The organism is Serratia sp. root2 (genome assembly GCF_031931805.1).
Taxonomy (GTDB): Bacteria; Pseudomonadota; Gammaproteobacteria; order Enterobacterales; family Enterobacteriaceae; genus Serratia; species Serratia inhibens.
The window spans coordinates 1647567-1673978 of the sequence record NZ_JAUJXB010000001.1; the positions used below are offsets into that span (position 1 = coordinate 1647567).

25 protein-coding genes are annotated in these 26412 nt (G+C 55.6%); 15 read left to right on the plus strand and 10 right to left on the minus strand.

What is annotated here, in order from left to right; all coding sequences use genetic code 11:
• Positions 1 to 3: 3 nt before the first annotated feature.
• Complete coding sequence (gene thrS / locus QZQ97_RS07390) at positions 4 to 1932, minus strand: threonine--tRNA ligase (protein ID WP_311992912.1); 1929 nt, start codon at positions 1930 to 1932, stop codon at positions 4 to 6.
• Positions 1933 to 2309: 377 nt separating this feature from the next.
• Here thrS and QZQ97_RS07395 point away from each other — a divergent pair, with 377 nt between their 5' ends.
• Both QZQ97_RS07395 and QZQ97_RS07400 read left to right on the plus strand, forming a co-directional pair.
• A complete protein-coding gene (locus QZQ97_RS07395; protein ID WP_311992913.1) occupies positions 2310 to 2531 on the plus strand; it encodes a hypothetical protein in 222 nt (73 codons plus the stop codon).
• Positions 2532 to 2667: 136 nt separating this feature from the next.
• Entirely contained in the window at positions 2668 to 3354 is a 687-nt protein-coding gene (locus QZQ97_RS07400) for a MarC family NAAT transporter (protein WP_311992914.1), read from the plus strand.
• A 38-nt stretch (positions 3355 to 3392) separates the two neighbouring features.
• Here the strand turns inward: QZQ97_RS07400 and QZQ97_RS07405 are convergent, their stop codons facing one another.
• From QZQ97_RS07405 to QZQ97_RS07430, 6 genes are all read right to left on the minus strand, one after another.
• Positions 3393 to 4526, minus strand: a complete 1134-nt coding sequence (locus tag QZQ97_RS07405; RefSeq protein ID WP_311992915.1) for an ABC transporter substrate-binding protein — start codon at positions 4524 to 4526, stop codon at positions 3393 to 3395.
• A 151-nt stretch (positions 4527 to 4677) separates the two neighbouring features.
• Positions 4678 to 5961 carry an HAAAP family serine/threonine permease gene (locus QZQ97_RS07410; RefSeq protein WP_311992916.1) on the minus strand — a complete coding sequence of 428 codons (1284 nt, stop codon included), beginning with the start codon at positions 5959 to 5961 and terminating at the stop codon, positions 4678 to 4680.
• Positions 5962 to 6217: 256 nt separating this feature from the next.
• Complete coding sequence (locus QZQ97_RS07415) at positions 6218 to 7555, minus strand: c-type cytochrome (protein ID WP_311992917.1); 1338 nt, start codon at positions 7553 to 7555, stop codon at positions 6218 to 6220.
• 12 nt (positions 7556 to 7567) lie between these two features.
• Positions 7568 to 9349, minus strand: a complete 1782-nt coding sequence (locus QZQ97_RS07420; RefSeq protein ID WP_004943573.1) for a GMC family oxidoreductase — start codon at positions 9347 to 9349, stop codon at positions 7568 to 7570.
• Between the two features lie 2 nt (positions 9350 to 9351).
• Positions 9352 to 10071, minus strand: a complete 720-nt coding sequence (locus tag QZQ97_RS07425) for a gluconate 2-dehydrogenase subunit 3 family protein (protein WP_311992918.1) — start codon at positions 10069 to 10071, stop codon at positions 9352 to 9354.
• Positions 10072 to 10379: 308 nt separating this feature from the next.
• Positions 10380 to 11045: a transglycosylase SLT domain-containing protein gene (locus QZQ97_RS07430; protein WP_311992919.1), complete on the minus strand. Its 666-nt coding sequence runs from the start codon at positions 11043 to 11045 to the stop codon at positions 10380 to 10382.
• Between the two features lie 109 nt (positions 11046 to 11154).
• Here QZQ97_RS07430 and ghoS point away from each other — a divergent pair, with 109 nt between their 5' ends.
• From ghoS to QZQ97_RS07455, 5 genes are all read left to right on the plus strand, one after another.
• On the plus strand, positions 11155 to 11454 hold the full coding sequence (gene ghoS / locus QZQ97_RS07435; protein ID WP_311992920.1) for a type V toxin-antitoxin system endoribonuclease antitoxin GhoS: 300 nt from the start codon (positions 11155 to 11157) through the stop codon (positions 11452 to 11454).
• Between the two features lie 130 nt (positions 11455 to 11584).
• Positions 11585 to 12529, plus strand: coding sequence for a metal ABC transporter substrate-binding protein (locus QZQ97_RS07440; protein ID WP_311992921.1), 945 nt, complete (start codon positions 11585 to 11587; stop codon positions 12527 to 12529).
• Positions 12526 to 13416 carry a manganese/iron ABC transporter ATP-binding protein gene (locus tag QZQ97_RS07445; protein WP_311992922.1) on the plus strand — a complete coding sequence of 297 codons (891 nt, stop codon included), beginning with the start codon at positions 12526 to 12528 and terminating at the stop codon, positions 13414 to 13416. The genes QZQ97_RS07440 and QZQ97_RS07445 overlap by 4 nt, the downstream gene beginning before the upstream one ends.
• A complete protein-coding gene (yfeC, locus tag QZQ97_RS07450) occupies positions 13416 to 14276 on the plus strand; it encodes an iron/manganese ABC transporter permease subunit YfeC (RefSeq protein ID WP_311992923.1) in 861 nt (286 codons plus the stop codon). Before QZQ97_RS07445 ends, yfeC begins: the two co-directional genes overlap by 1 nt.
• Positions 14276 to 15136, plus strand: a complete 861-nt coding sequence (locus QZQ97_RS07455) for a metal ABC transporter permease (protein WP_311992924.1) — start codon at positions 14276 to 14278, stop codon at positions 15134 to 15136. Before yfeC ends, QZQ97_RS07455 begins: the two co-directional genes overlap by 1 nt.
• 37 nt (positions 15137 to 15173) lie before the next feature.
• Here the strand turns inward: QZQ97_RS07455 and QZQ97_RS07460 are convergent, their stop codons facing one another.
• Positions 15174 to 15623 carry a GNAT family N-acetyltransferase gene (locus QZQ97_RS07460; protein ID WP_311992925.1) on the minus strand — a complete coding sequence of 150 codons (450 nt, stop codon included), beginning with the start codon at positions 15621 to 15623 and terminating at the stop codon, positions 15174 to 15176.
• Between the two features lie 254 nt (positions 15624 to 15877).
• Between QZQ97_RS07460 and QZQ97_RS07465 the strand changes: the two genes are divergently transcribed.
• The gene (locus QZQ97_RS07465) at positions 15878 to 16747 is read left to right on the plus strand and encodes a fructosamine kinase family protein (protein WP_311992926.1); all 870 of its coding nucleotides are present in this window, start codon (positions 15878 to 15880) and stop codon (positions 16745 to 16747) included.
• 40 nt (positions 16748 to 16787) lie between these two features.
• Here QZQ97_RS07465 and QZQ97_RS07470 read toward each other — a convergent pair whose 3' ends face one another.
• Positions 16788 to 17348, minus strand: a complete 561-nt coding sequence (locus QZQ97_RS07470; protein ID WP_311992927.1) for a YniB family protein — start codon at positions 17346 to 17348, stop codon at positions 16788 to 16790.
• A gap of 195 nt (positions 17349 to 17543) precedes the next feature.
• Here QZQ97_RS07470 and QZQ97_RS07475 point away from each other — a divergent pair, with 195 nt between their 5' ends.
• From QZQ97_RS07475 to QZQ97_RS07500, 6 genes are all read left to right on the plus strand, one after another.
• Positions 17544 to 18836: an HdeD family acid-resistance protein gene (locus QZQ97_RS07475; RefSeq protein WP_311992928.1), complete on the plus strand. Its 1293-nt coding sequence runs from the start codon at positions 17544 to 17546 to the stop codon at positions 18834 to 18836.
• A 64-nt stretch (positions 18837 to 18900) separates the two neighbouring features.
• Positions 18901 to 19566 (plus strand): hexitol phosphatase HxpB, encoded by a 666-nt coding sequence (gene hxpB, locus QZQ97_RS07480; protein WP_311992929.1) that lies wholly within the window; start codon positions 18901 to 18903, stop codon positions 19564 to 19566.
• 257 nt (positions 19567 to 19823) lie between these two features.
• Positions 19824 to 20660: a 5-dehydro-4-deoxy-D-glucuronate isomerase gene (gene kduI, locus QZQ97_RS07485; RefSeq protein WP_311992930.1), complete on the plus strand. Its 837-nt coding sequence runs from the start codon at positions 19824 to 19826 to the stop codon at positions 20658 to 20660.
• Positions 20661 to 20718: 58 nt separating this feature from the next.
• Positions 20719 to 21480: a 2-dehydro-3-deoxy-D-gluconate 5-dehydrogenase KduD gene (gene kduD / locus QZQ97_RS07490; RefSeq protein ID WP_311992931.1), complete on the plus strand. Its 762-nt coding sequence runs from the start codon at positions 20719 to 20721 to the stop codon at positions 21478 to 21480.
• Positions 21481 to 21688: 208 nt separating this feature from the next.
• The gene (locus tag QZQ97_RS07495; protein WP_311992932.1) at positions 21689 to 22237 is read left to right on the plus strand and encodes a metal-dependent hydrolase; all 549 of its coding nucleotides are present in this window, start codon (positions 21689 to 21691) and stop codon (positions 22235 to 22237) included.
• A 183-nt stretch (positions 22238 to 22420) separates the two neighbouring features.
• Complete coding sequence (locus tag QZQ97_RS07500) at positions 22421 to 23812, plus strand: L-cystine transporter (protein ID WP_006320323.1); 1392 nt, start codon at positions 22421 to 22423, stop codon at positions 23810 to 23812.
• Positions 23813 to 23971: 159 nt separating this feature from the next.
• Here QZQ97_RS07500 and kdgR read toward each other — a convergent pair whose 3' ends face one another.
• A complete protein-coding gene (kdgR, locus tag QZQ97_RS07505; RefSeq protein WP_311992933.1) occupies positions 23972 to 24763 on the minus strand; it encodes a DNA-binding transcriptional regulator KdgR in 792 nt (263 codons plus the stop codon).
• Between the two features lie 229 nt (positions 24764 to 24992).
• Here kdgR and QZQ97_RS07510 point away from each other — a divergent pair, with 229 nt between their 5' ends.
• Positions 24993 to 26387 (plus strand): MFS transporter, encoded by a 1395-nt coding sequence (locus tag QZQ97_RS07510; RefSeq protein ID WP_311992934.1) that lies wholly within the window; start codon positions 24993 to 24995, stop codon positions 26385 to 26387.
• The last annotated feature ends 25 nt before the right edge of the window (positions 26388 to 26412 follow it).

Below are 26412 nucleotides of genomic sequence, written 5' to 3' on the forward strand. Positions count from 1 at the left end.
ACTTTATTCCTCCAGTTGATGAAGACTACGGCTGCGAATCTCTTTCAGCAGCTTGTCTACGACTTCGTTTACGTCGAGGCTTCCCAGGTCTTTGCCACGGCGGGTACGAACGGCAACTTTGCCTGATTCGACCTCTTTATCACCGCACACCAACATGTAAGGAACCCGACGTAAAGTATGTTCGCGAATTTTAAAGCCAATCTTCTCATTTCTCAAGTCCGCTTTAACACGAATCCCTGCATCTTGCAGTTTTTTGGTCAATTGCTGGACATAATCAGACTGGCTGTCGGTGATATTCATCACCACCACCTGCACCGGAGCAATCCAGGTTGGGTAGAACCCAGCGTACTCTTCGGTAAGGATACCGATGAAACGCTCCATGGAGCCCAAAATAGCGCGGTGGATCATTACCGGTACCACGCGATCGTTATTTTCGCCAATATACGATGCGCCTAAACGACCCGGTAAGAAGAAATCGAGCTGCACGGTACCACATTGCCATGCACGATCCAAACAATCATGCAGAGTAAATTCAATTTTTGGTCCGTAGAAGGCGCCCTCACCCGGCTGATATTCAAACGGAATCCCGTTTTCGGTCAGCGCGGCAGCCAAGTCGTCTTCCGCGCGAGTCCACATATCGTCAGTGCCGATGCGCTTCTCAGGGCGGGTGGAGAGTTTAACCGCAATTTTTTCGAAGCCAAAGGTGCCGTAAACATCATAGACCATTCTGATGCATTCGTTCACTTCGGCGCGCACCTGCTCTTCGGTACAGAAGATATGGGCGTCATCCTGAGTGAAACCACGCACGCGCATCAGACCGTGCAGAGAACCCGAAGGCTCGTTGCGGTGGCAACTGCCGAACTCGCCCATACGCAGCGGCAAATCACGGTAAGACTTCAGGCCCTGGTTGAAGATCTGCACGTGTCCCGGGCAGTTCATCGGCTTGATGCAGTACTCGCGGTTTTCCGACGAGGTCGTGAACATGGCGTCTTTATAGTTTTCCCAGTGGCCGGTTTTTTCCCACAGCACACGGTCCATCATAAATGGCCCTTTCACTTCCTGATACTGGTACTCTTTGAGCTTCATGCGCACAAAGGCTTCCAGCTCACGGAAAATCGTCCAGCCGTCGTTGTGCCAGAACACCATGCCCGGCGCTTCTTCCTGCATATGATACAGGTCGAGCTGCTTGCCGATCTTGCGGTGGTCACGCTTGGCGGCTTCTTCCAGACGTTGCAGATAGGCATTCAGCTGTTTCTTGTCTGCCCATGCGGTACCGTAGATACGCTGCAGCATTTTGTTTTTGCTGTCGCCACGCCAGTAAGCGCCCGAGGTTTTCTGCAGTTTGAAGTGATGGCAGAAACGCATGTTTGGCACGTGCGGACCGCGGCACATGTCGATATATTCTTCATGGTGATACAAGCCAGGACGGTCGTCATGGCTGATGTTCTCATCCAGAATCGCCACTTTGTAGTTTTCACCACGCGCGGCAAAGGTGTCGCGGGCTTCTTGCCAACTGACCTTTTTCTTGATGACGTCATAATCTTTGTCGGCCAACTCATGCATCCGCTTTTCCAGCAGATCCAGGTCTTCCTGCGTCAGGGTGCGGTCAATATCGACGTCATAGTAGAAACCGTTGTCGATCACCGGGCCAATGGCCATTTTGGTGTCCGGCCACAGCTGCTTGATGGCATGGCCCAACAGGTGCGCACAGGAGTGGCGCATGATTTCCAGACCTTCGGCGTCCTTGATGGTGATGATCGCCAGTTGCGCATCGGATTCGATCAGATCGCCGGCATCAACCAGTTCACCGTTTACACGGCCGGCAATACAGGCTTTGGCCAAACCAGGGCCGATATCAAGGGCAACATCCAGCGGGGAAACGGCGCGGTCAAAATGACGCTGACTTCCGTCAGGAAGAGTAATAACAGGCATTAATGATTCCTTATCTACAGTGGTGACCCACACGACAGATCACATGAAGAAATACAATATCGTTTAACTACATGGTGTTATCGACGCTATCCAGCTTTACGCTGCCAGATATGTACACTCATACGTGCACAATTTAAAATGCACTATGTTGTTACGCCATAACGGAACGGGCAGTGTAACACTATGATTAGCGCGCCATCTACCGGAGAGTTTGTCAGGCATGCCCCCCACTTGCCGGCCGACGTATTTTAAAATCTCGGCGAGCGGTTTACCCGCAATGAGCAAGCAACAACATTGCGTAATCAGCTATGGCGAAGCTTGCCCGCTACCGCTATTCTGTCGCCACTAACGACTGAATTGAGACACCCCCTCGCATCATGAACCGGTTATTCAAGTTACTTGTTGGCGTCTGCGTAGTGCTGGCCGCGAGTTTTGCTCTGCTTCACCTCGGCACAGATCGCCACCCGCGGGCCATTGCGGTCAACGAACCGCCGATGGAATGCGAAGATACCCCGGACATCGCCAATGACTGCGTGAACGACGACGACGCCTCAGCAGACCCTGCGCCCGAATTGACGCCACCCAATACGCAGGGCTGAACGGTCATCAATTCCGTGTCAACAGTGTGAATTTTCAAACGATATCCCTCTATCACCATTGCTGGTGATCTCCCGGCAGGCTACTCTGTTATTTTACGTCGCGCTGTAGCGTTAACTGAAAACAGGGGTCTGCTTTATGTCGAGTATCATGCAGTTATTCCAGGCCATCGGATTGGGTCTGGTGTTGTTACTGCCGCTGGCCAACCCACTTACCACCGTGGCGTTGTTGCTCGGCCTGTCGGGCAATATGACGCGTGAAGAGCGCAATCAGCAGTCGCTGATGGCGTCGGTCTACGTGTTCCTCATCATGACGGTAGCGTTCTACGCCGGTCAGTTGGTCATGAGCACCTTCGGCATCTCCATTCCCGGCCTGCGCATCGCCGGCGGGCTGATTGTCGCATTTATCGGTTTTCGCATGCTTTTTCCACAGCAAAGCGCAGAAGAAGCGCCGGAGGTGGAAACCAAATCAGACGAACTGCGCAAGAAAACCTCGGCCAACATCGCCTTTGTGCCACTGGCCATGCCAAGCACCGCCGGCCCGGGGACGATCGCCATGATCATCAGTTCGGGATCAAGCATTAAAGCTAATGTGCTGGGATTCGAGCACTGGGTTCTGTTGGTGGCGCCGGTGGCGATTTTTCTGTCGGTGGCGGTAATACTGTGGGGTTGCCTGAGAAGCTCCGGTGCCATTATGCGTCTGGTGGGCAAGAGCGGCATTGAGGCAATCTCGCGCCTGATGGGGTTCCTGTTGGTGTGTATGGGCGTGCAGTTTATTATCAACGGCGTGCTGGAGATTATCTCCACCTACACGCCTGCGGCCTGATAAAACGGGCGCGGATCAATGAACCGCGCCCGCGATGCTTACTTCCCTACCGGTGCCTGAGCACCCAAAATCCCCTTGCCTTCCGGCACTTCGGTAAAGCGGCTGAGGATCTCGCTGTAGGTTTTCGCCGGATCCAACGCTTTGAACTGATTCGGATAGATAAACTTCGCCAGATACTCCAACCCAACAATATTGTACGGGTGGTTATAGAAGTTGTGGTAAATGCCGTAGAAACGACCCTCTTTCACTGCCGAGAGTTGGGCAAAGCCCGGGCGCTGTTTCATGCGGTTGAAAGCGTCGTCGACCTGCTGCTGGCTAACGCCATACCCAAAGGGCACTGCGGCATTGGTTTTACTGGCCCACTGGGAGCCGGAAACGATATAGGCGTCCGGTTTCATGCTGATCACTTTTTCCAGCGACACGTCGCCGGTCGCGCCGGGCAGCAGTTCGGAACCCAGGTTGCGCGCACCCACCGCCTCGATCATCCCGCCCCAACCGACGTGCGAATGGGTGAAGCAGCAAGACTCAAGCCCATTCAGGCCGGCTTTCGCTTCGATAAACACCAGCGGTTTTGGTTCCACCGCTTTGGTTTTATCGAGGATGCTCTGATAATGCTGCTGATAGAAATCGGTGTATTGCTTCGCTTCGCTCTCACGGTTCAGCGTCTCCCCCAACAGCTGGATGCTTTTCGGGGTGTTTTCTACCGGCTTCAGCATGGTATCGATAAACAGCACCGGAATGTTCAACGCTTTCAGCTTGTCCAGCACGCCGGTCTGGCTCAGAGAAGGTTTGGAACGTAACTGCGCCACCATCAGATCAGGATGTTTCGCTATCACGCTTTCCAGATTGATCTCGCCCTTGTCGCTGAAGCCCATATCGATAATGTTCTTCGCCTCAGGCCATTTGCTCTGCAGGATTTTCCAGGTCTCACCGTCGCTTTTTTTCAGCAGGTTGTTCCACGCCACCAGCCGGGTGAAGGGATCGGCGCGATCCAGCAAGGCCAGCGTCAAAATATCGCGCCCGTCCTGCACCACGATGCGCTTCGGCTCTTGCTTAATCGTCACGCTTTCGCCAGAGGTGTCGGTCAGGGTCAACGGATAGGTGGTCGCCATCGCCTGAGCAGAGAAAACGCAGGCGCAGGCAAATGCCAACAGGGTGATTCGACGGTGCACGTAAAGCTCCTTAGCGTAAAAAATTATCGGTAAATAATAATGAGAATGGCTTCTATTATCAAAGATAACGCTAAGCAGATTACGCTTTAATTGAAAATGGATGTGAATCAGGAGGGAAGCTTGGCGCACCGGTTTCGGCGCGCCATAGAGGTTAAACCAGGCCGTAAATCAGCGCAGAAAGCGCAATCAGCCCCATCACCAGCACGAAAATATTGCTCAGCGCACGGTAGCGGCGCATCGCAGGTACCGCACGCACGGCATACATCGGCAAAATAAACAGGATTACCGCAATCAACGGGCCGCTGATAGTTTCGATAATATGCAACGCGCTGGGGTTCCACACCGTGGCCGCCCAGGTCAGCAGGAACAACAGTACGGCAGAAAGGCGGTGCGTGATGCGCGAACTTAACGGCTTACCGACCGCCCGCGTCAAACCGTCAATCAGGCTGGTCGCCCCTTCGGTAACGCCAAGCGAGGTGCCAAGGTAAGATTTGGCCATCGCCAACATCGCCATCACCGGGCCAAGATAGGCAATCAGCGGATTGGAGAATTTGTTCGCCAACGTGGTCAGCACGGTGATGTTCTGATCTTTCGCCTGCTGCATGTCCGCATGAGACAGGCTCAGCACGCAGCTGAAAACAAAGAACAGCACGGTGACGCAAATCAGCACGTAACTGTAACGCATGATGCGTGCGCAGCGGCGTTCGGCCTTGTCGCCATACAGGCTTTTCTGGGTAGAAGCGAAGGACGAAATAATGGGCGCATGGCTGAAGGAAAACACCATCACCGGTACCGCCAGCCATAACGAATGCCACAAATCCGGGCTGCTGAACTGGGTGTTGGCCAGACCACTGACGAAGTTCGCCGTCTGCCAGGTCGGCATCAGGTACAGCGAAATGCCCATCAGGAATACCAACAGCGGAAACACCAGCATGCCCATCGCCGCGACAATCGCGTCTTTACCGCGCAACAACACCAGATTCAGCACCACCACCACCGCCAGGCTCAGCCAGATGCGCGGCAACGGCGTCAGGTGAAACTGATGGATCAGGAAGCTGTCCAGGGCGTTGGTAATCGAAATGCTGTATACCAGCACGATCGGGAAGAACGCCATCAGGTACAACACCATGATGATTTTTCCCGCCAGCACGCCAAAGTGCTCGACCACCACATCATGGATATTGCCGTCGCGGCTGGAGCCGGAAAGCACAAAGCGGCTCAGTGCGCGATGCGGCAAGTAGGTCAGAGGAAAAGCAAACAGTGCCATCAGTAACAGCACCAGCGGGCCGTTCAACCCGGCATTGATGGGCAGGAACAACGTACCTGCGCCGACAGCGGTGGCATAGAGACCAAACATCCACACCGTATCGGTTTTGTTCCATTTGGCCGATGGGGTAACGGCCTGCGTACCTGAATCGGGAGAAATCGTACTCATAGGAAAGCTCACCTTACTCTTCAGCGACAACGATTGCGCTCAATGGGATATCCTTCTCCGCGAATTTTTTAACATTAATCAAGGAATTAATGCAGTATTTCATTCTTGTGCTTGATAAAAGGACGGCAAAGGATAATTAAAAACGCTGCTCGGGTCTATCTCTTGGCGGCTAAGTGCGCGCTTCATGAACGATTTTCAGTGCGGGAATGGATGGTGAGAGGCGAAAAAACAGGGGCCCCTTGAGGCCCCTGGCGGTTTACTTGTTGGCGTCCGGGTGCTCCGGCACTTCGGCGCTCCCCATAGCCTTCTCGTCGCGGATCATCGAGCGGTCTTTACGCACGCCGGCCACGTCGGAAGCATCGATGGGCTTGGCGCTGTTGCCCCAGCTGGAACGGATAAAGTTGACCACGTCCGCCACCTGTTGGTCATTCAGGCGCCAACCAAACGGCGGCATGGTGATGTTGGACACAGCCCCTTTCACCGCAGGCGTGGTATTGCCGGTCAGCACGATGTGGATCAACGAGGTCGCATCGTCGGTTTGCACCACCGGGTTGCCCTTCAGCGCCGGGAAGGCGCGTTTGTAGCCCACACCGTCGGTACGGTGGCAAGCCGCACAGTTATCGACGTACAACGCCGCTCCAGGCTTGCTGTCGTTACCGCGCCACAGATCCTTGGCAACGCTGTCCTCGACAGGTGCCGCCTGCTGCTTACCGTCTTTCGGCGGCAGCGTTTTCAGGTAGCGCGAGATCGCCGTCAGGTCTTCATCGCTGAGATACTGCAGGCTGTGCTCCACCACGTCGCTCATGCCACCGAACACGATGGATTTGTCGTTGCGGCCGGTTTTCAGGAACTCGGTCAGTTCGGCTTCGCTCCAGCTTCCCAACCCGTCTTTATTGTCGCCACGCAAGCTGGAGGCTACCCAACCGTCAATCGGCGCGTTGCTGCCGGACAGGTAATTGTCGCCGTCGTTATTGCTCAGCGATTTTTCCTGCATGGTAATGCTGCGCGGCGTATGGCAGGCACCGCAGTGTCCCAGCCCTTCCACCAGATAGCGCCCGCGCTCGATCACCGGATCGGCTTTGGCGTCAGCGACAAAATCCGCCGGCGTCGGCGCAAACATGCCGCGCCAAATGCTCAGCGGCCAGCGCATTGACAGCGGCCAGGGAATGTCGGAATCCTTGTTGGCCTGCTCCACCGGCGGCACGCCGTGCATGAAATAGGCATACATGGCGCGCATGTCGTCCTCTTTCACCAGCGCGAACGACGGATAAGGCATCGCCGGGTACAAGGTGCTGCCATTTTTGGCTACGCCCTTGCGCACCGCGTTGTCGAAGTCCTCAAAACTGTAATCACCGATACCGGTTTTTTTATCCGGCGAAATATTGGTGGAGTAAATGGTGCCGATCGGCGTTTCCATCGCCAAACCGCCGGCAAACTCTTTACCGCTTTTACCGTTGGTGTGGCAGGCCACACAGTCACCGGCGCGCGCCAGGTACTCGCCGCGTTTGATCAATTCGCTGCTGACCGTCGCGTCCTGCGCCCAAACGGAAAAACTCAGTGCACTGAGAACCAGTGCGGGAACAAATGCTTTCATCAATCGCCGTCCTTATGCCTGCACCAAAGGGCCTGGGTTTTTCAGATACTGTTCGCGAATAGCGCGGGCAGACCAGTATGCCAACGCGGCCACGGTACCGGTCGGGTTGTAACCCAGCCCTTGCGGGAAGGCTGAAGCCCCGATGGAAAACACGTTGTGCACGTCCCAGCTTTGCAGATAGCGGTTTACCGCGCTGGTCTTCGGATCTTCGCCCATCACCGCACCACCGTTCATGTGCGTGGTCTGGTAACTTGTGGTGTCAAAATGGCTGTTGGCATTTTTCGGGCTGCCGGCGATCAGTTTCGGGTTCATCGCTTTGGCGATCGGCGCCATTTTGTCGTACATGAATTGCGCCATCTTGACGTCGTTTTCCTGCCAGTCGAACGTCATGCGCAGCAGCGGCTGACCAAACACGTTCTTGTAGGTGGGGTCGAGATCCAGATAATTGCTGCGGTACGACTGATGCGCGCCGTGGGCGTCCATCGACACGTGATGGGTGTAAGCGTCCGCCACCGCCGCTTTCCACTTGCTGCCCCAGGCCGGGGTGCCCGGAGGCGTCGGCAAGCCGGAAATCGGTTTGGTGCCCGCCTGGTTGACCCAGAACGGTGAACCGCCGACAAAACCTTCTTTGGCATGGTCAAAGTTATCGGCGTTGAAATCGTCCACCCCGACGCCGTTGCCACCGGCACCGATGAACGGGTTGGTGAACACGTCCTTGTCGAAGAACGCCTTGATGGTGGTCATGTTCTGATAAGCGAAGTTACGCCCGACAACACCCTCGCCGGTCACCGGATCGTAAGGTTTGCCGATGCCGGACAGCAGCATCAGGTGCACGTTGTGGAACTGGAAGGCCCCCAGGATCACCAACTCCGCCGGCTGTTCGATCTCGCGGCCCTGCGCATCGACGTAATTCACGCCGGTGGCGCGGGATTTGTCGGCGCTCAGGTTCACTTTCAACACGTTGGCGTTGGTACGCAATTCGAAGCGTTTTTCCATGCGCAACGCCGGCAAAATATTGACGTTAGGCGATGCCTTGGAATACATGTAGCAGGCGTAGCCGCTGCAGAAACCGCAGAAGTTGCACGGCCCCATCTGCGCACCGTAAGGGTTGGTATAGGAGTCCGACGTGTTGGCGGAAGGCAGATTATACGGGTGATAACCTACCTCCAGCGCCGCCTTCTCGAACAGTTGGGCGGAGAAGGTATTCTTCTGCGCCGGCAGCGGGAAATCGCTGGAACGATCGGCCGCAAAGCGGTTGCCGCCCTTCTGCGCCACTTTCTGGCCCTTGATGGTCCAGGCGGTGCCGGAAGTGCCAAACACTTTTTCGGCTTTATCGAAGAACGGCTCCAGCTCGTCGTAAGTCACGCCGAAGTCCTGAATAGTCATGTCTTTCGGGATAAAACTCTTGCCGTAGCGTTCTTCGTAGTGGCTGCGCATGCGCAACTCGATCGGGTCAACGCGAAAATGCACCCCGGACCAGTGCAAGCCCGCCCCGCCCACGCCGGTGCCCGGCAGAAATGCCGCCAGTTGGCGATAAGGCACCGCAGTCTGGCTGGTATTATGCCGAATGGTCACGGTACTTTTCGAGAGATCCTGGAACAGTTTGCGGCGGATATTATAGGTCAGCTCGTCAATCACCTGCGGGTAGGAGCCGTCCGGATAAGTATCGCGCATCGGGCCACGTTCCAGCGCCACCACGTTCAAACCCGCCTCGGTCAGTTCCTTGGCCATGATCGCGCCGACCCAGCCGAAACCGACGATCACCGCGTCTACTTTTTTCATTACCGTTGCCATCGTTATCCCCTCTCCCCACGAATTGATACCGGTGGGAAGGGATAGCGTTCCCCTCGCTCAACCCAGTCCATAAAGTCGGCGCGTGCGCCCGGAAAATTAATCAGCTTCCAGCCGACCATGTCTTTGTTACCGCCATGGATCGGATCGCTGAAGAAACCTTCGCGGGTGTTTTGCAGCAGGTAGGAGAAGAACAGCTTGGAAGGCAACTGTGAGAATTCTGCCTCACCAGACTCAAATTTTTGCAGCAACGCATCCTGCTGTGCGGCGTCCAGCTCTGCAAAGGGTTTGCCGGCGGTTTTCTTGCAGTAGGCATCCGCGTCACTGATACCCAGGTTGTATATCTGTTTCGGCACCAGCGGCAGCTGGTAACCCATCTCTTTCGGCACATCCGGGTTGAAAGGCCCTTGCATGTACCAGATTGAACCTGTGGCATACGGAGTATTCATCTGGCGATCGATAAACTCCGGCACGCCGGCTTCCAGCGCACCTGGGCCGCGATCGTCAGCCGGGATCAGGCGCGCTGCGGCGGCCTTGATAAATGCCCATTCTTCCGGAGTGAAAAACGTGGGCTGGTAGTCCGTTGGGGTGTCTGTAGCCGCGACAGCAGGCATGGGTGCCGTCAGGGCGCTGACGCCGCTGCCGCCAATCACCGCTGCGGGAATTAAAGTCATCGATTTCAGCAGGAAATCGCGCCGTGAGTTGTTAGTTTTATCGTCCGACATGTCACATTCCATCCAAAGATAATCACAACTATTTAACCTCAACCTTGTGATCATTGCGGGATTTAAAAATAATTTGTTACGTATTTGTCTATTTTTTGAAGGTTACTTTGTGAACTCAAGCCAAAATGTTACCGGTAACTTATTGAATGAACGTAAAGAATTATCCGCTAATGTAAATTTAACTATTTGTGCGGTTTTTGAGGTAACAGAATGGGAAATAACGAAATATGAGAGAGATGTCGCGATATGGCCGCGCCGAAAAGAAAAACCGGCCGCTGCGGGCGACCGGTTTTAGCAAGAAATAAAGCTTACTGCGACATCGCCTGGTAGGCCGTCGTCACCTTCCATAAATAGCGCGGCGCCTGTGGGGCCGGATGCTTTTTCTGGATGTGCTGATAAAACTCATCCGGGCTCATCTGATTAATGCGGTTTACCGCCACCCGCTTGTCTGATGCGAACGTGCGCAACATGGCGCCAGCCCCATTGACATAAGAAACGATGGTGGCGTACTGCAAGGTCTGTGGGTTGTTGATCCCGGCTAGCTGCTGGCTTTGAAGAATATTGATATAGGCCGTTCCCAGATCAATATTAACCGCCGGATCCTTCAACTCACGCGAGCTGGGCTGCCCGCTTCTTCCTTTCAGACGATAGGCGTCGCGCCCGGCGGTAGAAGGTTTCAGCTGCATTAATCCCACGGCATTCGAGGTGCTGACCACGTTCGGGTTGAACCCGGACTCCACCTGAATAATCGCTTTAATCAGCGTTTCGTCGACGCCATAACTGCTGGCGGCCTGACGAATGTAATCGTTATAGGCTACCGGTGTTCCCGTTCGGTTGACCGGTGCCTGCGGGGGAGTTTTTAACCAACCGCCACGCGATGTGCCACTGCCTGAAATAGTACTTGTCGTTTGCGGGTCTTTGGCGCACCCCGACAAAAGCAACATTGCCGTCAGGCAACCGATTTTTGTTTTCACAGAATCCCTCACTCCTTTCAATGGGTTGCGTAGCATATACAACTTGTAAGGACGCCTGCATGATTTTTTTGGTCTAATCTCAAGCTATCCATATACCAAGAGGTGATTTATGAGTCAATCTGCAACGACGTGTTTTGTGGTGACTTTCCACTATCAGGAAGAAGGATTGGCTGATTTGGCCAAGCTTACCGGACAATTAACCCGTGATGGATTTGTCACTTCGGTGACAGACGAACAGGGCGTTCCGCATCAGTTGGGCAGCAACAGTTTTGCGTTTATAACTCCATTGAATCAAGAAGATGTTCAACAGTTGGCGCAGAAGCTCGGTGAAGTTGCCTTGGGGAAAACCCCGGAGGTCGACATAGCTCTCTATGAGGAGTACGTTAAGCGGTTACATACGGATACATAAAATGCTATAACTCACCTGACGGTATTATTGGTTCAATGGATTGATAGCCTGCCGTCAGCTTAAAGGTGACGCTTGACTTCGCTTCAATTGATATTGATAATCATTTTCATTTGAGCCAGGAGATGTCACCATGCCTTTGAAACAACGTGTTTTTCCCCGCCAGTCACTCATTCAGGTCAGAGCCTTTTACCGCCCTTTTGCCCTGCTGTGTCTGCTGTTCGCTGCGGGCCTCGCCAGTAATGCCGCACTAGCAGAAAAGAAACTGCGCGTGGTGACGACCTTTACCATCATTCAGGATATCGCTCAAAACGTGGCCGGCGATGCCGCCGTGGTCGAGTCCATTACCAAGCCGGGAGCGGAAATCCACGATTATCAGCCAACGCCGCGCGATATCGTTAAAGCGCAGCACGCCGACCTGATCCTGTGGAACGGCATGAACCTCGAACGTTGGTTCCAACGCTTCTTCGAGAATATCAAACAAGTACCCGCCGCCGTGGTGACCGAAGGCATCACCCCGCTGCCCATCCACGAAGGTCCGTATAATGGCAACCCGAATCCGCATGCCTGGATGTCCGCCAGCAATGCGCTGATCTATATAGAAAACATCCGTAAAGCGCTGGTGCAGCACGACCCGGCCAACGCAGAAACCTATAACCGCAACGCCAAAGCCTATGCCGCCAAAATCAGCGCGCTGGACGCCCCGCTGCGCGAGCGCCTTTCGCGTATTCCCGCAGCCCAACGTTGGTTGGTTACCAGCGAAGGCGCATTCAGCTATCTGGCGAAAGATTATCAGTTGAAAGAAGTCTATCTGTGGCCCATTAATGCCGACGAGCAAGGTTCACCGCAGCAGGTTCGCCGGGTCATCGATACCGTACGTGCCAACCGCATTCCGGTGGTGTTCAGCGAAAGCACCATCTCCGACAAGCCGGCCAAGCAGGTAGCGAAAGAAACCGGGGCGAAATACGGCGGCGTGCTGTATGTCGACTCGCTATCCACCCAGAACGGCCCGGTACCGACGTATATAGACCTGCTGAACGTCACAGTACAAACCATCGCCAAAGGATTTGATCAATGACCACCGAGGTTTTTGTCCGCCCTGAGTTGAGCGTTGATGACGTTACCGTTACCTACAACAACGGCCATACCGCGATTCACAACGCCAGTTTTAACCTGAGCGGCGGTGCCATCTGCGCGTTAGTGGGCGTCAACGGCAGCGGCAAGTCGACGCTATTCAAAAGCATCATGGGGCTGGTCAAGCCCACCACCGGCCGTGTGCAGTTGAACGACAAACCGGTGGCGCATGCGTTGAAGAAAAATATTATTGCCTACGTCCCACAAACCGAAGACGTCGACTGGAACTTCCCGGTTCTGGTGGAAGATGTCGTGATGATGGGCCGCTACGGCAAGATGAATTTTCTGCGTATTCCCGCTCGGGAAGATCGATTACGCGTCGATAAAGCGCTGGAGCGCGTTGGTCTGAGCGAACTGCGCACCCGCCAGATCGGCGAGCTTTCCGGCGGGCAGAAAAAACGCGTATTCCTGGCGCGAGCGCTGGCGCAGCAAGGTTCCGTGCTGCTGCTGGATGAACCCTTCACCGGGGTCGACGTCAAAACCGAGAACGCGATTATCGATCTGCTGCGCGCGTTGCGTGACGAGGGTCACCTGATCCTGGTTTCCACCCATAATCTGGGTAGCGTGCCGGAATTTTGTGACCGGGTGATCCTGATTAACCGCACGGTGCTGGCCGCCGGCCCAACCGAAACCACCTTTACCCAAAGCAATCTGGAACAGGCGTTCGGCGGCGTGTTGCGCCATATCAACCTGTCCGGCCCGGATCTGCACGACGATAACGATCCGCGCACCGTGACGGTATTGACCGATGACGAACGCCCGGCGGTGTTCTATGGCCATACCAAAAGCGACCCTCCTGCGCAAAGCCAGCCAAAGGAGAAACACCCCTGATGCTGGAAACTCTGCTGCAACCCTTCAATTACAACTACATGGTCAAAGCCATCTGGGTCAGCGCCATCGTTGGCGCCGCCTGCGCGTTTCTATCGGCTTATCTGATGCTGAAAGGCTGGTCGCTGATGGGCGATGCACTGTCGCACTCGGTGGTGCCCGGCGTCGCCGGGGCCTATGCCCTTGGGCTGCCGTACGCCGCCGGGGCCTTCTTCACCGGCATGCTGGCCGCGCTGGCCATGACGCTGGTGCGCCACGTCACCCGCCTGCGTGAAGACGCGATCATCGGCTTTATTTTTTCAACCTTCTTCGCCGTCGGGCTGCTGATCATTTCACTCAATCCTACGTCGATTAACGTGCAGTCGATTATCTTCGGCAATATTCTCGGCATCGCCGACGAAGACGTGCTGCAGGTCGAGATTATCATCGGCGTCTCGCTGCTGATTCTATGCCTGGTGTGGAAAGATCTGCTGGCGGTGTTCTTTGACGAAAACCACGCGGTGTCGATTGGCCTGTCGCCGCTGCGGATGAAAATTCTGTTCTTCACCCTGCTCAGCGCCTGTACCGTCGCGGCATTACAAACCGTCGGAGCGATTTTGGTGATCGCCATGGTGATTACGCCGGGCGCCACCGCCTATCTGCTGACCGACCGCTTTAGCCGATTGGTGATCATCGCCATCGTCATCGGCGCGCTGACCAGCGGTATCGGCGCCTATCTGAGCTTCTTCCTCGACGGCGCTACCGGCGGTGTGATTGTGACCCTGCAGACGCTGGTGTTCCTGGCGGCGTTTTTCTTCGCACCCAAGCACGGCCTGCTGGCGTCCCGACGCCGCGTAGCCCGTGAACAAAACGGAGGCCACTGATGGAAACCCTGTATCAACTGCTCAGTGAGCCCTTCGCCTACCCGTTTATGCAGCGGGCGATCCTGGCCGCTATCGTTACCGGCGGGGTGTGCGCGGTGCTGTCGTGCTATCTGGTGCTCAAAGGCTGGTCGCTGATGGGCGATGCCATCTCGCACGCCGTGCTGCCCGGCATCGTCGTGGCATTCGTGCTTGGCATCCCGGTGGTTATCGGTGCATTTTTCTCCGGCATTTTCTGCGCGGTGGCCACCGGCTATCTGAAAGAGAACAGCCGGGTGAAAGAGGACACGGTGATGGGCATCGTTTTCTCCGGCATGTTCGCCTTCGGGCTGGTGCTGTTTTCCCGCGTCGATACCGACCAGCATCTGAGCCACATCCTGTTCGGCAATATGCTGGGCATTACCGACGCGGAGCTGAAGCAAACGCTGCTGATTGCCGGCATTACGCTGGTGGTAGTACTGCTAAAGCGCAAGGATCTGATGCTTTACTGTTTCGATCCCAGCCATGCCAGGGTGATTGGTTTGCCGGTGAAGCTATTGCACTACGGTTTGCTATGCTTGCTGGCGCTGACCATTGTCGCTTCGCTGCAAGCCGTCGGGGTGATTCTGGTCATTGCGATGCTGATAGCCCCGGGCATCATTGCCTTTATGCTGTGCCGCAGTTTCGATCGCATGCTGATCATCGCAACTCTGGTATCGGTATTCTCCTGCGTGTTCGGCACCCTGATCAGCTTTCACATCGACGGCGCGACCGGCCCCTGCATTGTGATCGTTCAGGCGATTGTGTTTGTTATCGCCCTGCTCTACAGCAAACTCAGGCCGTTACAACGTCACGAAGAGGCGTTACTCAACGAGAAGCCCTAACGCTGGCGGCGGTGCGCACTCTCACCGCCGCTTATCATTATTGCTGCCGGTAGATATCTGGACGGACGATATGCCAGACATAGTCCTGACGATTTACTGCTTCATATCCCACTTTTTGATACAGCCACGGCGCGGTGCCCGTCACCAGCATAATGCGCCGTAGCCGTTGCAGCGTCGGGTGTTCCAGCATACAGTCCATCAGCCAGCGGGCCAGCCCCTGCCCCTGATAATCCGGCGCGACAAACACATCGCACAGATAACCGAAGGTAGCGTAATCCGTCACCAGACGCGCAAAACCTATCTGTTGCCGGTGATGATACAGGCCAAAACACAGGCTGTTGTCGATGGAAAGTTGCACCGTCTCCCGCGCAATACCAGACGCCCAGCTCGAGGTGGTCAAAAATGCGTGGGTGAACGCCAAATCTAATTCACTCTTATCCGTATCGATCAGGTATTCGCCGTGCTGCCATTGCTGCTTCTGCGCCATGACTTCCTCATCCTATTGATTAGAAAAATTATCTTATATCCCCACCCTTGCCACCAGCCGGATAAACATCGCTCCGGCGCCGCAAAGTTGCAATAGGCTGCGTGCTTAAATGAATCAATAGCGTATATACTTTGAGCAAATGCGAATGGCGAAAAAATCGCCTGCCATTGGCGCCAGTGTGCGCCAGGTCGTGTTTTCGGAACGGTAAAGACGCTAACCTAATGAATTCGCAGGCAACACAGAGGGGGTGTACCATGTGGCAAGCCGTTAGCCGTCTGTTAAGTGAACATCTTGGCAGCGCAGACATCCGCGAAAGGACTGAACTGCCCGGGGGAGAAATCCACCCGGCATGGCGCGTGAGTTACGGTGACAACGAGGTATTTGTCAAATGCGATGCCCGCGAAATGCTGCCGATCTTTACCGCTGAAGCCGATCAACTGGCATTGCTGGCACGCAGTAAAACCGTGCGGGTGCCGCAGGTTTATGGCGTCGGCAGCGATCGTGACTACAGCTTCCTGCTGCTCGAGTACCAGCCGCTGAAACCCTTCGACGCCCACGGCGCTCATTGCCTCGGCCAACAGCTGGCCCATCTGCACAAATGGAGCGAACAGCCGCAGTTCGGCCTCGACTTCGATAACGATCTGACCACCACTCCGCAACCCAACGCCTGGCAACGCCGCTGGTCGGAATTCTTTGCCGAACAGCGCATTGGCTGGCAACTGCAGTTGGCGGCGGAGAAAGGCATGACCTTTGGTGATATTGATGAAATTATCGACGTGGTGTATCTGCGCCTGCAGCACCATCAGCCGCAGCCTTCACTGCTGCACGGCAACCTGTGGCCGGGCAACTGCGGTATGACTACCAACGGCCCGATCCTGTTCGATCCCGCCAGCTACTGGGGCGATCGCGAATGCGATCTGGCGATGCTGCCGCTATACCCTGAGCTGCCGCCGCAGATTTATGACGGTTACCAAAGCGTCTGGCCATTGGAACATGGGTTTATTGAACGCCAACCGCTGTACCAGCTGTATTACCTGCTTAACCACAGCAATCTGTTCGGCGGCCAGCATCTGGTCAAGGCCCAGCGTGCGGTAGAAGCATTGCTGCACCCTCAAGTCCGATAGTGTCAAGGCGCCGAATGCAGCGCCTTGACTTAGCCTCGCCTTAAGCCGCGCCGGCCAATTGACCAAGTAACTTGATGACGAACCAGGCAATTACCGCGATCACCACCGGCAAAATGTACAGCGGGAAGTACTGCAGAAAAATGGTGTGATGTGGCAGCGTAATGCGTTCTTCCAGTTGCGCGCGCGTATGCCCTTCATCGCCCTTGGCCTGTTCGAGAATCATCTGGTCCTCCAGGCCTTCGCGGATAAACTTCACCTGGCGCGACATGCGCGCACCTGAGGCTTGCAACGCCAGCCCGACAAAAATCAAAAAATAGATAATGATAAACATCAGATTGGCACCGCTGAACAGGCTTCTCGCTACGTCCGGCACCGGCGAGTTATACCAGAAGATATTCAGGAACGGCGTATTGAAGCGCACCATATCCACCATCACGTGGACGAAATCCAACATCACCGCATTAATGCCTTTGGTCTTCTCACTGTGTTGATAGAAAAACAGCAGCAGCGAGATCAGCGTTGACAGCAACGCGGGGATGAAAACCACCCAGCCAAGAATTCGTTTCACAATGGCGATGCGCCCAGCCTGTTGATACGTCATGTGTTCCCCTTGTAAGCGACGTAACCGTAATTGGCTAAGTCTACCTGTAGTTACTGAAACTCGCCCACCGTTTTCTTTCGCCTCGCTGTGCTACAAGCGTAGCCGGGATTGGCCGTTTTCAACAACTTAACGGCGACAACGCATTCTCATTAAATGGCTATCATAGTTAATGCAATCATTCTGAAAGGGGGCGTAATGATTCGCCTGATTATCCTGTTACTGGGCCCACAGGCGCTGCACGGTCAGCGGCGCGCGTTGCTGTTGTTTGGCTGTGCATGGATGGCCGCCGGTTCGTTGATGTTAGTTGACGTGCTCGAAGATGGCCGTTCGGTGTTGGCGCTGGATGCACTGGCAGTGGTGCTGGCGCTCGAGGGTTTGGTAGCGATCTCCGCCGCGCTGGTGATTGGCTCCGCCGCCAGCCGACCGGTATTACTGAAGGGCCTGGGATTTCTGATGATGGCCTTTTTGGTACTGGATGTCCCGGCAGACGACAACATTGTCGCCACGCTGGTGTTCGGCAGCGCGTTGTTGCTGGACGGTTCCGTGCGTATCGCCTCTTCTACCCTTATCCAGCACAGCCGCTGGAAACCGGTCGCGCTGGCCGGCGGCTTCGAAATCTTGCTGTCGCTATTTATTTTTACCGACTGGCCGGTGCCGCACCGCATGACGGTCCCCTTTTGCGTCGGCGTCATGCTTTTGCTGTCGGGTTGGGCGGTGTTGCGCATAGCGCAGCGGCTGGAGAGTTTTTCCCTGAACCGACACCCGCCTGCCGCTGCGCTAACGGCTCAGGCCGATCCCTTGACGGTCTATGTCTGGACGCCGGTGGCGGCGGCGAAAGATGCGCGCCGGCGCTACATTGTTGACCGCTATATCGCAGCGGTGGATGGCGGCGGCAATATCTCCACCGGGCATGCTGCTCTGGCGCTGGAACCGGATTTGTACATCAGCCATTATCCGCTTAATGACATCAGCCATTCAGTGCAAGATTTCCGTCAGTTACTGCACTCCGGCGAGCAAAATAACGTCGACGGCCGCTTTTTGCCCGGCTTGCAGCAAGAAGTCGCAGCCTGGTGCGCACCCGACAAAAAAATCCGGTTCCGCCGTTATAACCCGGCCGCCTTGCATGCCTTCTGGCAAGGGTATCGCCAGGACACAACCTACAACCTGACGCGCCGCAACTGTTCCACCGCGGTGATTCTGGCGCTGGACAGTGCGCTGGAGGGCGTGCTGGGCGACAAGCCTCTGTGGCGTCGTTTTCTGTTTTTGATCCTCGACCCTCATCTGTGGATGCTGGCGATGCTGCGTAGCCGTGGCGAGAGCATGACCTGGACGCCGGGGCTGGTACTGGACTATGCGCGCATGCTGCAACAGGTTACCGAGCAACAGCACCGGCGCTGGTGGTCAAAACTGCGAGATCTGTGGCGTATCCTGCGCTTCGGCAAGGCCTCCAAAGCGAATGCGGCGCAATCAGGCAGGCAAAAATTTTAGTCTGGTTCCCGGCGATGATAAAGTGGCGGGTACATTCACCGACCCCGGCAGGAGTTAATCGCTAATGGCCTATTCGCAACGCATTGAGACCGCTATTTTTGATATGGACGGTTTGTTGATCGACTCAGAACCTCTGTGGCTACAGGCGGAACTGGATATCTTCGGCGCACTGGGGCTGGATCTGTCTGACCGCCATAAACTGCCGGACACCCTCGGGCTGCGCATCGATCTGGTGGTAAAAATGTGGTATCAGGCCATGCCGTGGCAAGGCGTTTCGCTGGAGCAAGTCTCTGCACGGATTATCGAACGCGCCATTGAACTGGTGCATGAAAAACGGCCGTTGCTGCCGGGCGTGCAACAGGCATTGGAACTGTGTCGCAGCCTGGATCTGAATATCGGCCTGGCCTCCGCATCGCCACTGCACATGCAACAACAAGTGTTGAAGATGTTCGATCTGGCGGGGTATTTCGACCAGTTGGTGTCCGCCGAGTCTCTGCCTTACAGCAAACCGCACCCGGAAGTTTACCTTATCGCCGCCGAACGTCTCGGCAGCGATCCGTTGCGCTGCATCACGCTGGAAGACTCGTTCAACGGCATGATTGCCACCAAGGCCGCGAGAATGCGTTCAATCGTCATCCCGGCGCAAGAGTATCGCCACGACACGCGCTGGGCACTGGCGGACCATAAGCTCGATACCCTCGAACAGCTCACGCCCGCACATCTGGCGTAATCTTCGCGGCGGCGTTATCCCGCTGCCGCCCTGCCTCTCTTTTATCTTCAGATTCCCCCCACTAATTTTCAAAAGCATGCCTTAGGTCAAAAAATAAATAAAACATTATTTCATTTTTATTGAATTAACGTGCCGCCATCTCTATGCTGGGACATCGAGAAAGCGCCGGGTAGTCGGCGAGCGCTGTCACTGCCACGCAGCGCAACCCTGCCGTTCGGCGCTTTCTCCCGCGTTTCTTTAGCCAAAGGGGCATTGAGATGGACGTCCGTCAAAGCATTCATAGCGATCACGCCAAACAGCTCGACACCGCCGGCCTGCGCCGCGAATTTCTTATCGAGAAAATCTTCGAAGCCGACAGCTACACCATGACCTACAGTCACATTGACCGCATCATCATCGGTGGCATCAACCCGGTAAGCAAAACGGTGACTATCGGCAGTGAAGTAGGTCAACAACTTGGCGTCAGTTACTTTTTGGAGCGCCGCGAGCTGGGCGTAATCAATATCGGTGGCGCTGGGATCATTATCGTTGACGGCGAAACCTACGAAATTGGCCATGAAGAAGCCCTGTATGTCGGCCAGGGCGCTCAGAACGTCGGCTTCAGTAGCCTCGACCCGGCTAACCCGGCCAAGTTCTACTACAACAGCGCCCCGGCGCATACCCGTTACCCGAATCGCAAAATCACACTGGCAGAAGCCTCCCCCCAGACGCTCGGCGACGACGCCACCAGCAACCGCCGCACCATTAATAAATTCATCGTGCCGGACGTGCTGCCGACCTGTCAGCTCACCATGGGCCTGACCAAACTGGCACCCGGCAATCTGTGGAATACCATGCCCTGCCACACCCACGAACGACGCATGGAAGTTTATTTCTATTTCGATATGAATGCCGAAACGGCGGTATTTCACATGATGGGCCACCCGCAGGAAACCCGTCATCTGTTGGTGCATAACGAGCAGGCCGTGATCTCGCCAAGCTGGTCCGTTCACGCCGGCGTAGGCACCCAGCGCTACACCTTTATCTGGGGCATGATTGGCGAGAACCAGATCTTTGGCGATATGGACCACGTTGCCGTCAGTGAACTGCGCTGATCTCCTTTCCCCTGTCATGGCTGCGCGGCACCCTGCCGCGTGGTGAGAGAGTATGATTATGATTGCTGATTCTTTTGATTTAACCGGTAAGGTGGCGCTGGTGACCGGCTGCGACACCGGCTTGGGCCAAGGTATGGCTGTGGGTCTGGCCCAGGCGGGCTGCGATATCATCGGCGTCAACCGTAGCCGCCCGCAGCAGACTCAGGACAAGGTCACGGCACTCGGTCGGCGTTTTCTCGATCTGCACGCTGACCTGAGCACCATCGATGTCATCCCGCCCCTGCTGGAAAATGCCATCGCCGAATTCGGTCACATTGACATTTTGGTGAATAACGCCGGCATCATCCGGCGCGACGACGCCATCGATTTCAGTGAAAAAGACTGGGACGATGTGATGAACCTGAATATAAAAACCCTGTTTTTCATGGCACAGGCGGCGGCAAGGCAGTTTATCCGGCAAGGCGGCGGCGGTAAAATCATCAATATCGCCTCAATGCTTTCCTATCAGGGGGGCATTCGCGTGCCATCCTACACCGCATCAAAAAGTGCAGTGATGGGTGTGACGCGGCTGTTGGCCAACGAATGGGCTAAGCATGGCATTAACGTCAACGCCATTGCCCCCGGCTACATGGCCACCAATAATACCGAGCAGCTGCGTGCCGATGAGGATCGTAACCTGGAGATTCTGGAGCGTATCCCGGCCGGGCGCTGGGGCCTGCCGGAAGACATGATGGGGCCGGTGGTATTTCTGGCCTCTGACGCGTCGGATTACGTTAACGGCTATACCCTCGCGGTCGATGGCGGTTGGCTGGCGCGCTGACGTGAAGTTTATCCGCACCGGGCTCTGCTTACAGAGCCTTTTTTACCTCCGCGGTTATCACAACGCGCAATGTATCATCGCGTTACGTAACAACTCCTTGTAAAACCGGGGAAAATAAACAATTAGTTACAGGGTAACTGCTTCCGCTACTGGGAATTTTCCCATATACTGGATAAATTAACAGTTTACCAGCCGGAACAACAGCAGCATGACCGCGGAAGGACATCTTATTTTCTCTGTCGCTTGCGCGATTTTCGCCAAGAAGGCCGAAGTGACTCCAGAACTGGCCACCGGAGACTGGTGGCACATCATTCCTGCCGCGCTGCTGACCTCACTGCTGCCCGATATCGATCACCCCAAATCGGTACTGGGCCAACGCCTGCGATGGATCGCCATTCCCATCTCCCGTGCCTTTGGGCATCGCGGTTTCACCCACAGCCTGCTGGCGATCGTCGGCGGTATGGCACTGTTCCAGTTAGACGTGCCGCGCAGTTGGCCAATTCCGCCCGACGTGCTGCATGCAATGATCATTGGCTATTTCAGCCACCTGTTGGCCGACATGCTCACCCCTGCCGGCGTGCCGTTGCTTTGGCCCTGTCGCTGGCGTTTTCGCCTGCCGGTGCTAAATTCTCAGAAAGGCAACCAATTGGAGCGCGCCCTGTGCCTGTGCCTGGTGGCTTTCGCCATTTACTGGCAAGGGGATTGCACTATTCCAGTGCAGTCCTATTTTGAACAAATCAAAAATATCAGACTGTGATCACAAAAAATCGGCCACTAAATATTCACAAAGTATATTAATCAAACAAATCCATATTCAAAGTTATATCAAATTCCATTTGGATATAAGTGAGCCGTTGCGCAAACTGTTACGATATTTGGTATCGCTACACGTTGGTGCGTAGCCGTTTTTATATAAGAAAAATGATTGGAGACATTGGGGATGAATTTTCCGCTGGTAATTAACGTGGTGGTTTTTGTCGCCCTCCTTTTGCTGTTGGCGCAAACCCGCCATAAGCAATGGAGCCTGGCGAAAAAAGTACTGGTCGGCCTGGTGATGGGCGTAGTGTTCGGCCTGGGCCTGCAACTGGTGTATGGCTCGGACAACCCGGTACTGAAAGAATCCATCAGCTGGTTCAACATTGTCGGTAACGGCTATGTGCAACTGCTGCAAATGATCGTGATGCCGCTGGTATTCGCCTCAATCCTGAGCGCGGTGGCCAAGCTGCATAATGCCTCTTCACTGGGCAAAATCAGTTTCCTGACTATCGGTACTCTGCTGTTCACCACGCTTATCGCCGCGTTGGTGGGTGTGCTGGTGACCAACCTGTTTGGCCTGACCGCGGAAGGCCTGGTGCAAGGCACGCAAGAAAGCGCGCGCATGGCGGCCATCCAGAGCAACTACGTCGGTAAAGTGGCGGATCTGACCGTACCTCAGCTGGTGTTGTCGTTCGTGCCGAAAAATCCGTTTGCCGATCTGACCGGTGCCAGCCCGACCTCGATCATCAGCGTAGTGATCTTCGCTGCCTTCCTGGGCGTGGCTTCGCTGCAATTGTTGAAAGACGATAAAGAGAAAGGCCAGCGCGTACTGGTGGCTATCGACACCCTGCAAGCCTGGGTGATGAAGTTGGTGCGTCTGGTGATGAAACTGACCCCGTACGGCGTGCTGGCGTTAATGACCAAAGTGGTGGCCGGTTCCAACATCCACGACATCGTCAAACTCGGCAGCTTCGTGGTGGCGTCTTACCTCGGTCTGGCAATCATGTTTGGGGTACACGCCCTGCTGCTGGCCTTTACCGGCGTTAACCCGGCGAAATTCTTCCGCAAGGTCTGGCCGGTCATCACCTTCGCCTTCACCAGCCGCTCCAGCGCCGCCAGCATTCCGCTGAACGTCGAAGCGCAGACTCGCCGTCTGGGCGTACCTGAGTCCATCGCCAGCTTCTCCGCTTCGTTCGGTGCCACCATTGGCCAGAACGGTTGTGCCGGCCTCTATCCCGCGATGTTGGCGGTGATGGTTGCCCCAACCGTTGGCATCAACCCGTTAGACCCGGTGTGGATCGCCACGCTGGTGGGTATCGTCACCATCAGCTCCGCCGGCGTTGCCGGTGTGGGCGGCGGTGCTACCTTCGCCGCGTTGATTGTGCTGCCTGCGCTTGGCCTGCCGGTCACGCTGGTCGCCCTGCTGATTTCGGTCGAACCGCTGATCGACATGGGCCGTACCGCGCTGAACGTCAGCGGTTCAATGACCGCCGGCACCGTCACCAGCCAATTGATGAAGCAGACGGACAAAAGTATCATGGACAGCGAAGACGAAGTGGAACTGGCTCACCAGTAAGTTTCGTCCGCAATAAAAAACCGGGGCTGCGATGCTCCGGTTTTTTTATGTCTGCGGTAGCGGTTCGTTGATTTATTTCGGCAATCGCCTGGCGCACGGCAAGTGCCAAACAATGAAGGCACGGCAGGCCGTGCCTTGACTCATCCAACGCCGGCGGGCTCAGAATGGGTAATCGTGGTAGCCCATTTGCTCGGAAATGTTGCGCGCGGCGGTATGCAGACGTTTAACGTAATCCGCCTTGGCATCTTCAGAGAAACGGATGGTGGGGAACGAGATGCTCAGCCCGGCGATCACCACGCCAAAGCGATCGAATACCGGCACCGCAATGCAACGTAGCCCCTCTTCCTGCTCTTCAATGTCTTCGCCCACCCCGTGCTCACGAACCTGATCCAACACCGACAGCAGCGCAGCGGCGCTGGTAAGGGTATGCGGCGTACTGCGGGTAAATTCAATCTGCGACAGGATTTCTTCCACTTCAGCACGATCGCGCCAGGCCAGCAACACCTTACCAATAGCGGTGCTGTGCAGCGGGTTACGGCGACCGATGCGTGAATACATACGCAGGTTATACATTGAGTCGATTTTATGGATATAGACAATGCTGTCTTCATCCAGCGCACCGAGGTGAATGGTTTCACGGGTGTGATTCGACAGCTCGCGCATCTGAATATCGGCGCTGCGGATCAGATCGACGTTCTGCAGCGACTTGGCGCCGAGTTCAAACAGCTTGAGAGTAAGCGCATATTTTTCCGATTCCCCTTCCTGTGAGACATACCCCAGCGACTTCATGGTCTGCAGAAAACGGTAGACGGTGCTTTTGGACATCATTACCCGTTGGGAAAGCTCAGTAATGCCGATCTCGCGTTCCTCGCCCAGTGCTTGCAAGATGCCGAACACTTTCAGCACTGATGAAACAGAATCCGGTTGTTTATCTAGATCTGCGTTAGCCATGGTAAATATCCTACTCAGCTTTTTCTGTTTTAAGAAATTTGAACAAGGGTTTCAGTATACGCGCAAGCCCTGATGCCACGCAATGGAGCCAAAGGGAAATGCCAGAAGATGAAGGGATTAGGCCTGCCCTCATCGGTTATTACAATTGAGCCGGCCAGTGAAGGTGCAATCATCGGCGAATATGATTAGCATATTAATATTCCCCCGTATTAATACTTTTGAGATCAACATGCGTTCTTGTACTGACGGCCTCCCCGTCCCGCAACGCTATGGGGCTATCCTCGCCATCGCCCTGGGCATTACCGTTTCCGTGCTTGACGGTGCGATCGCCAATGTGGCGCTGCCCACCATCGCACGCGATCTTAACGCCAGCCCGGCCAGTTCGATCTGGGTGGTCAACGCCTATCAATTAGCCATTACCATTTCACTGCTGTCGTTGGCCTCGCTCGGCGACCTGATTGGTTATCGCCGCATCTATCAGGCCGGTTTGCTGGTGTTCAGCATTACCTCGCTGTTTTGCGCCCTGTCCGATTCGCTGGTGACCTTGACCCTTGCCCGCGTGCTTCAGGGGTTTGGCGCCGCCGCCATCATGAGCGTCAACACAGCACTGATTCGCATTATCTATCCGCAGCGTTTTCTCGGGCGCGGCATGGGCATCAATTCGCTGATTGTCGCCTTTTCGTCGGCCGCTGGCCCCACAGTGGCGGCGGCGATACTGTCCGTGGCTTCCTGGCAATGGTTGTTCGCCATTAACCTGCCGATTGGCATTGTGGCGCTGGTGCTGGGAATGAAGTTCCTGCCCGGCAACAGCCAGAAAAGCAGTAATCAGCGTTTTGACCCGACCAGCGCCGTGATGAACGCCCTGACCTTCGGGCTGTTGATTACCGCCATCAGTGGCTTTGCCCAGGGCCAGAACCTGACGCTGATTTTCAGCGAGATCGCCGCACTGCTGGTTATCGGTTTCTTCTTCGTCCGCCGCCAACTGCGACAAGAGTTTCCGCTGCTGCCGGTCGACCTGCTGCGCATCCCTATTTTCGCCCTGTCGATGGGCACCTCCATCTGTTCCTTCGCCGCGCAAATGCTGGCAATGGTCTCGCTGCCGTTCTTTTTGCAAAGCACGCTGGGCCGCGATGAGGTTGCTACCGGGCTGCTGCTGACACCCTGGCCGCTGGCGATTATCGTTATGGCACCGATCTCCGGGCGACTGGTGGAGCGGGTTCACGCAGGGTTATTGGGCTGTATCGGGCTGGGAGTCTTTGCCCTGGGGCTGTTCCTGCTGGCGCTGTTACCGCATAACCCATCGGATCTGGACATCATCTGGCGCATGGTGCTGTGCGGCGCCGGCTTCGGGCTGTTTCAGTCGCCGAATAACCACACCATTATTTCTGCCGCGCCCCGCAACCGCAGCGGCGGTGCCAGTGGCATGCTCGGCACTGCCCGCCTGTTAGGACAAACCTCCGGTGCCGCGCTGGTGGCACTGATGTTCAACCTGTTCCCCACTTCCGGTACTCACGCCTCGCTTATCCTGGCCGGCGCCTTCGCCACGCTGGCGGCAGCGGTCAGCAGCCTGCGTATCACCCAACCGCGCGCGGAACCGGCGGAACACAGCCCGCAAGCCAAATAGCAGACATAAAAAAACCCCGGTAAAC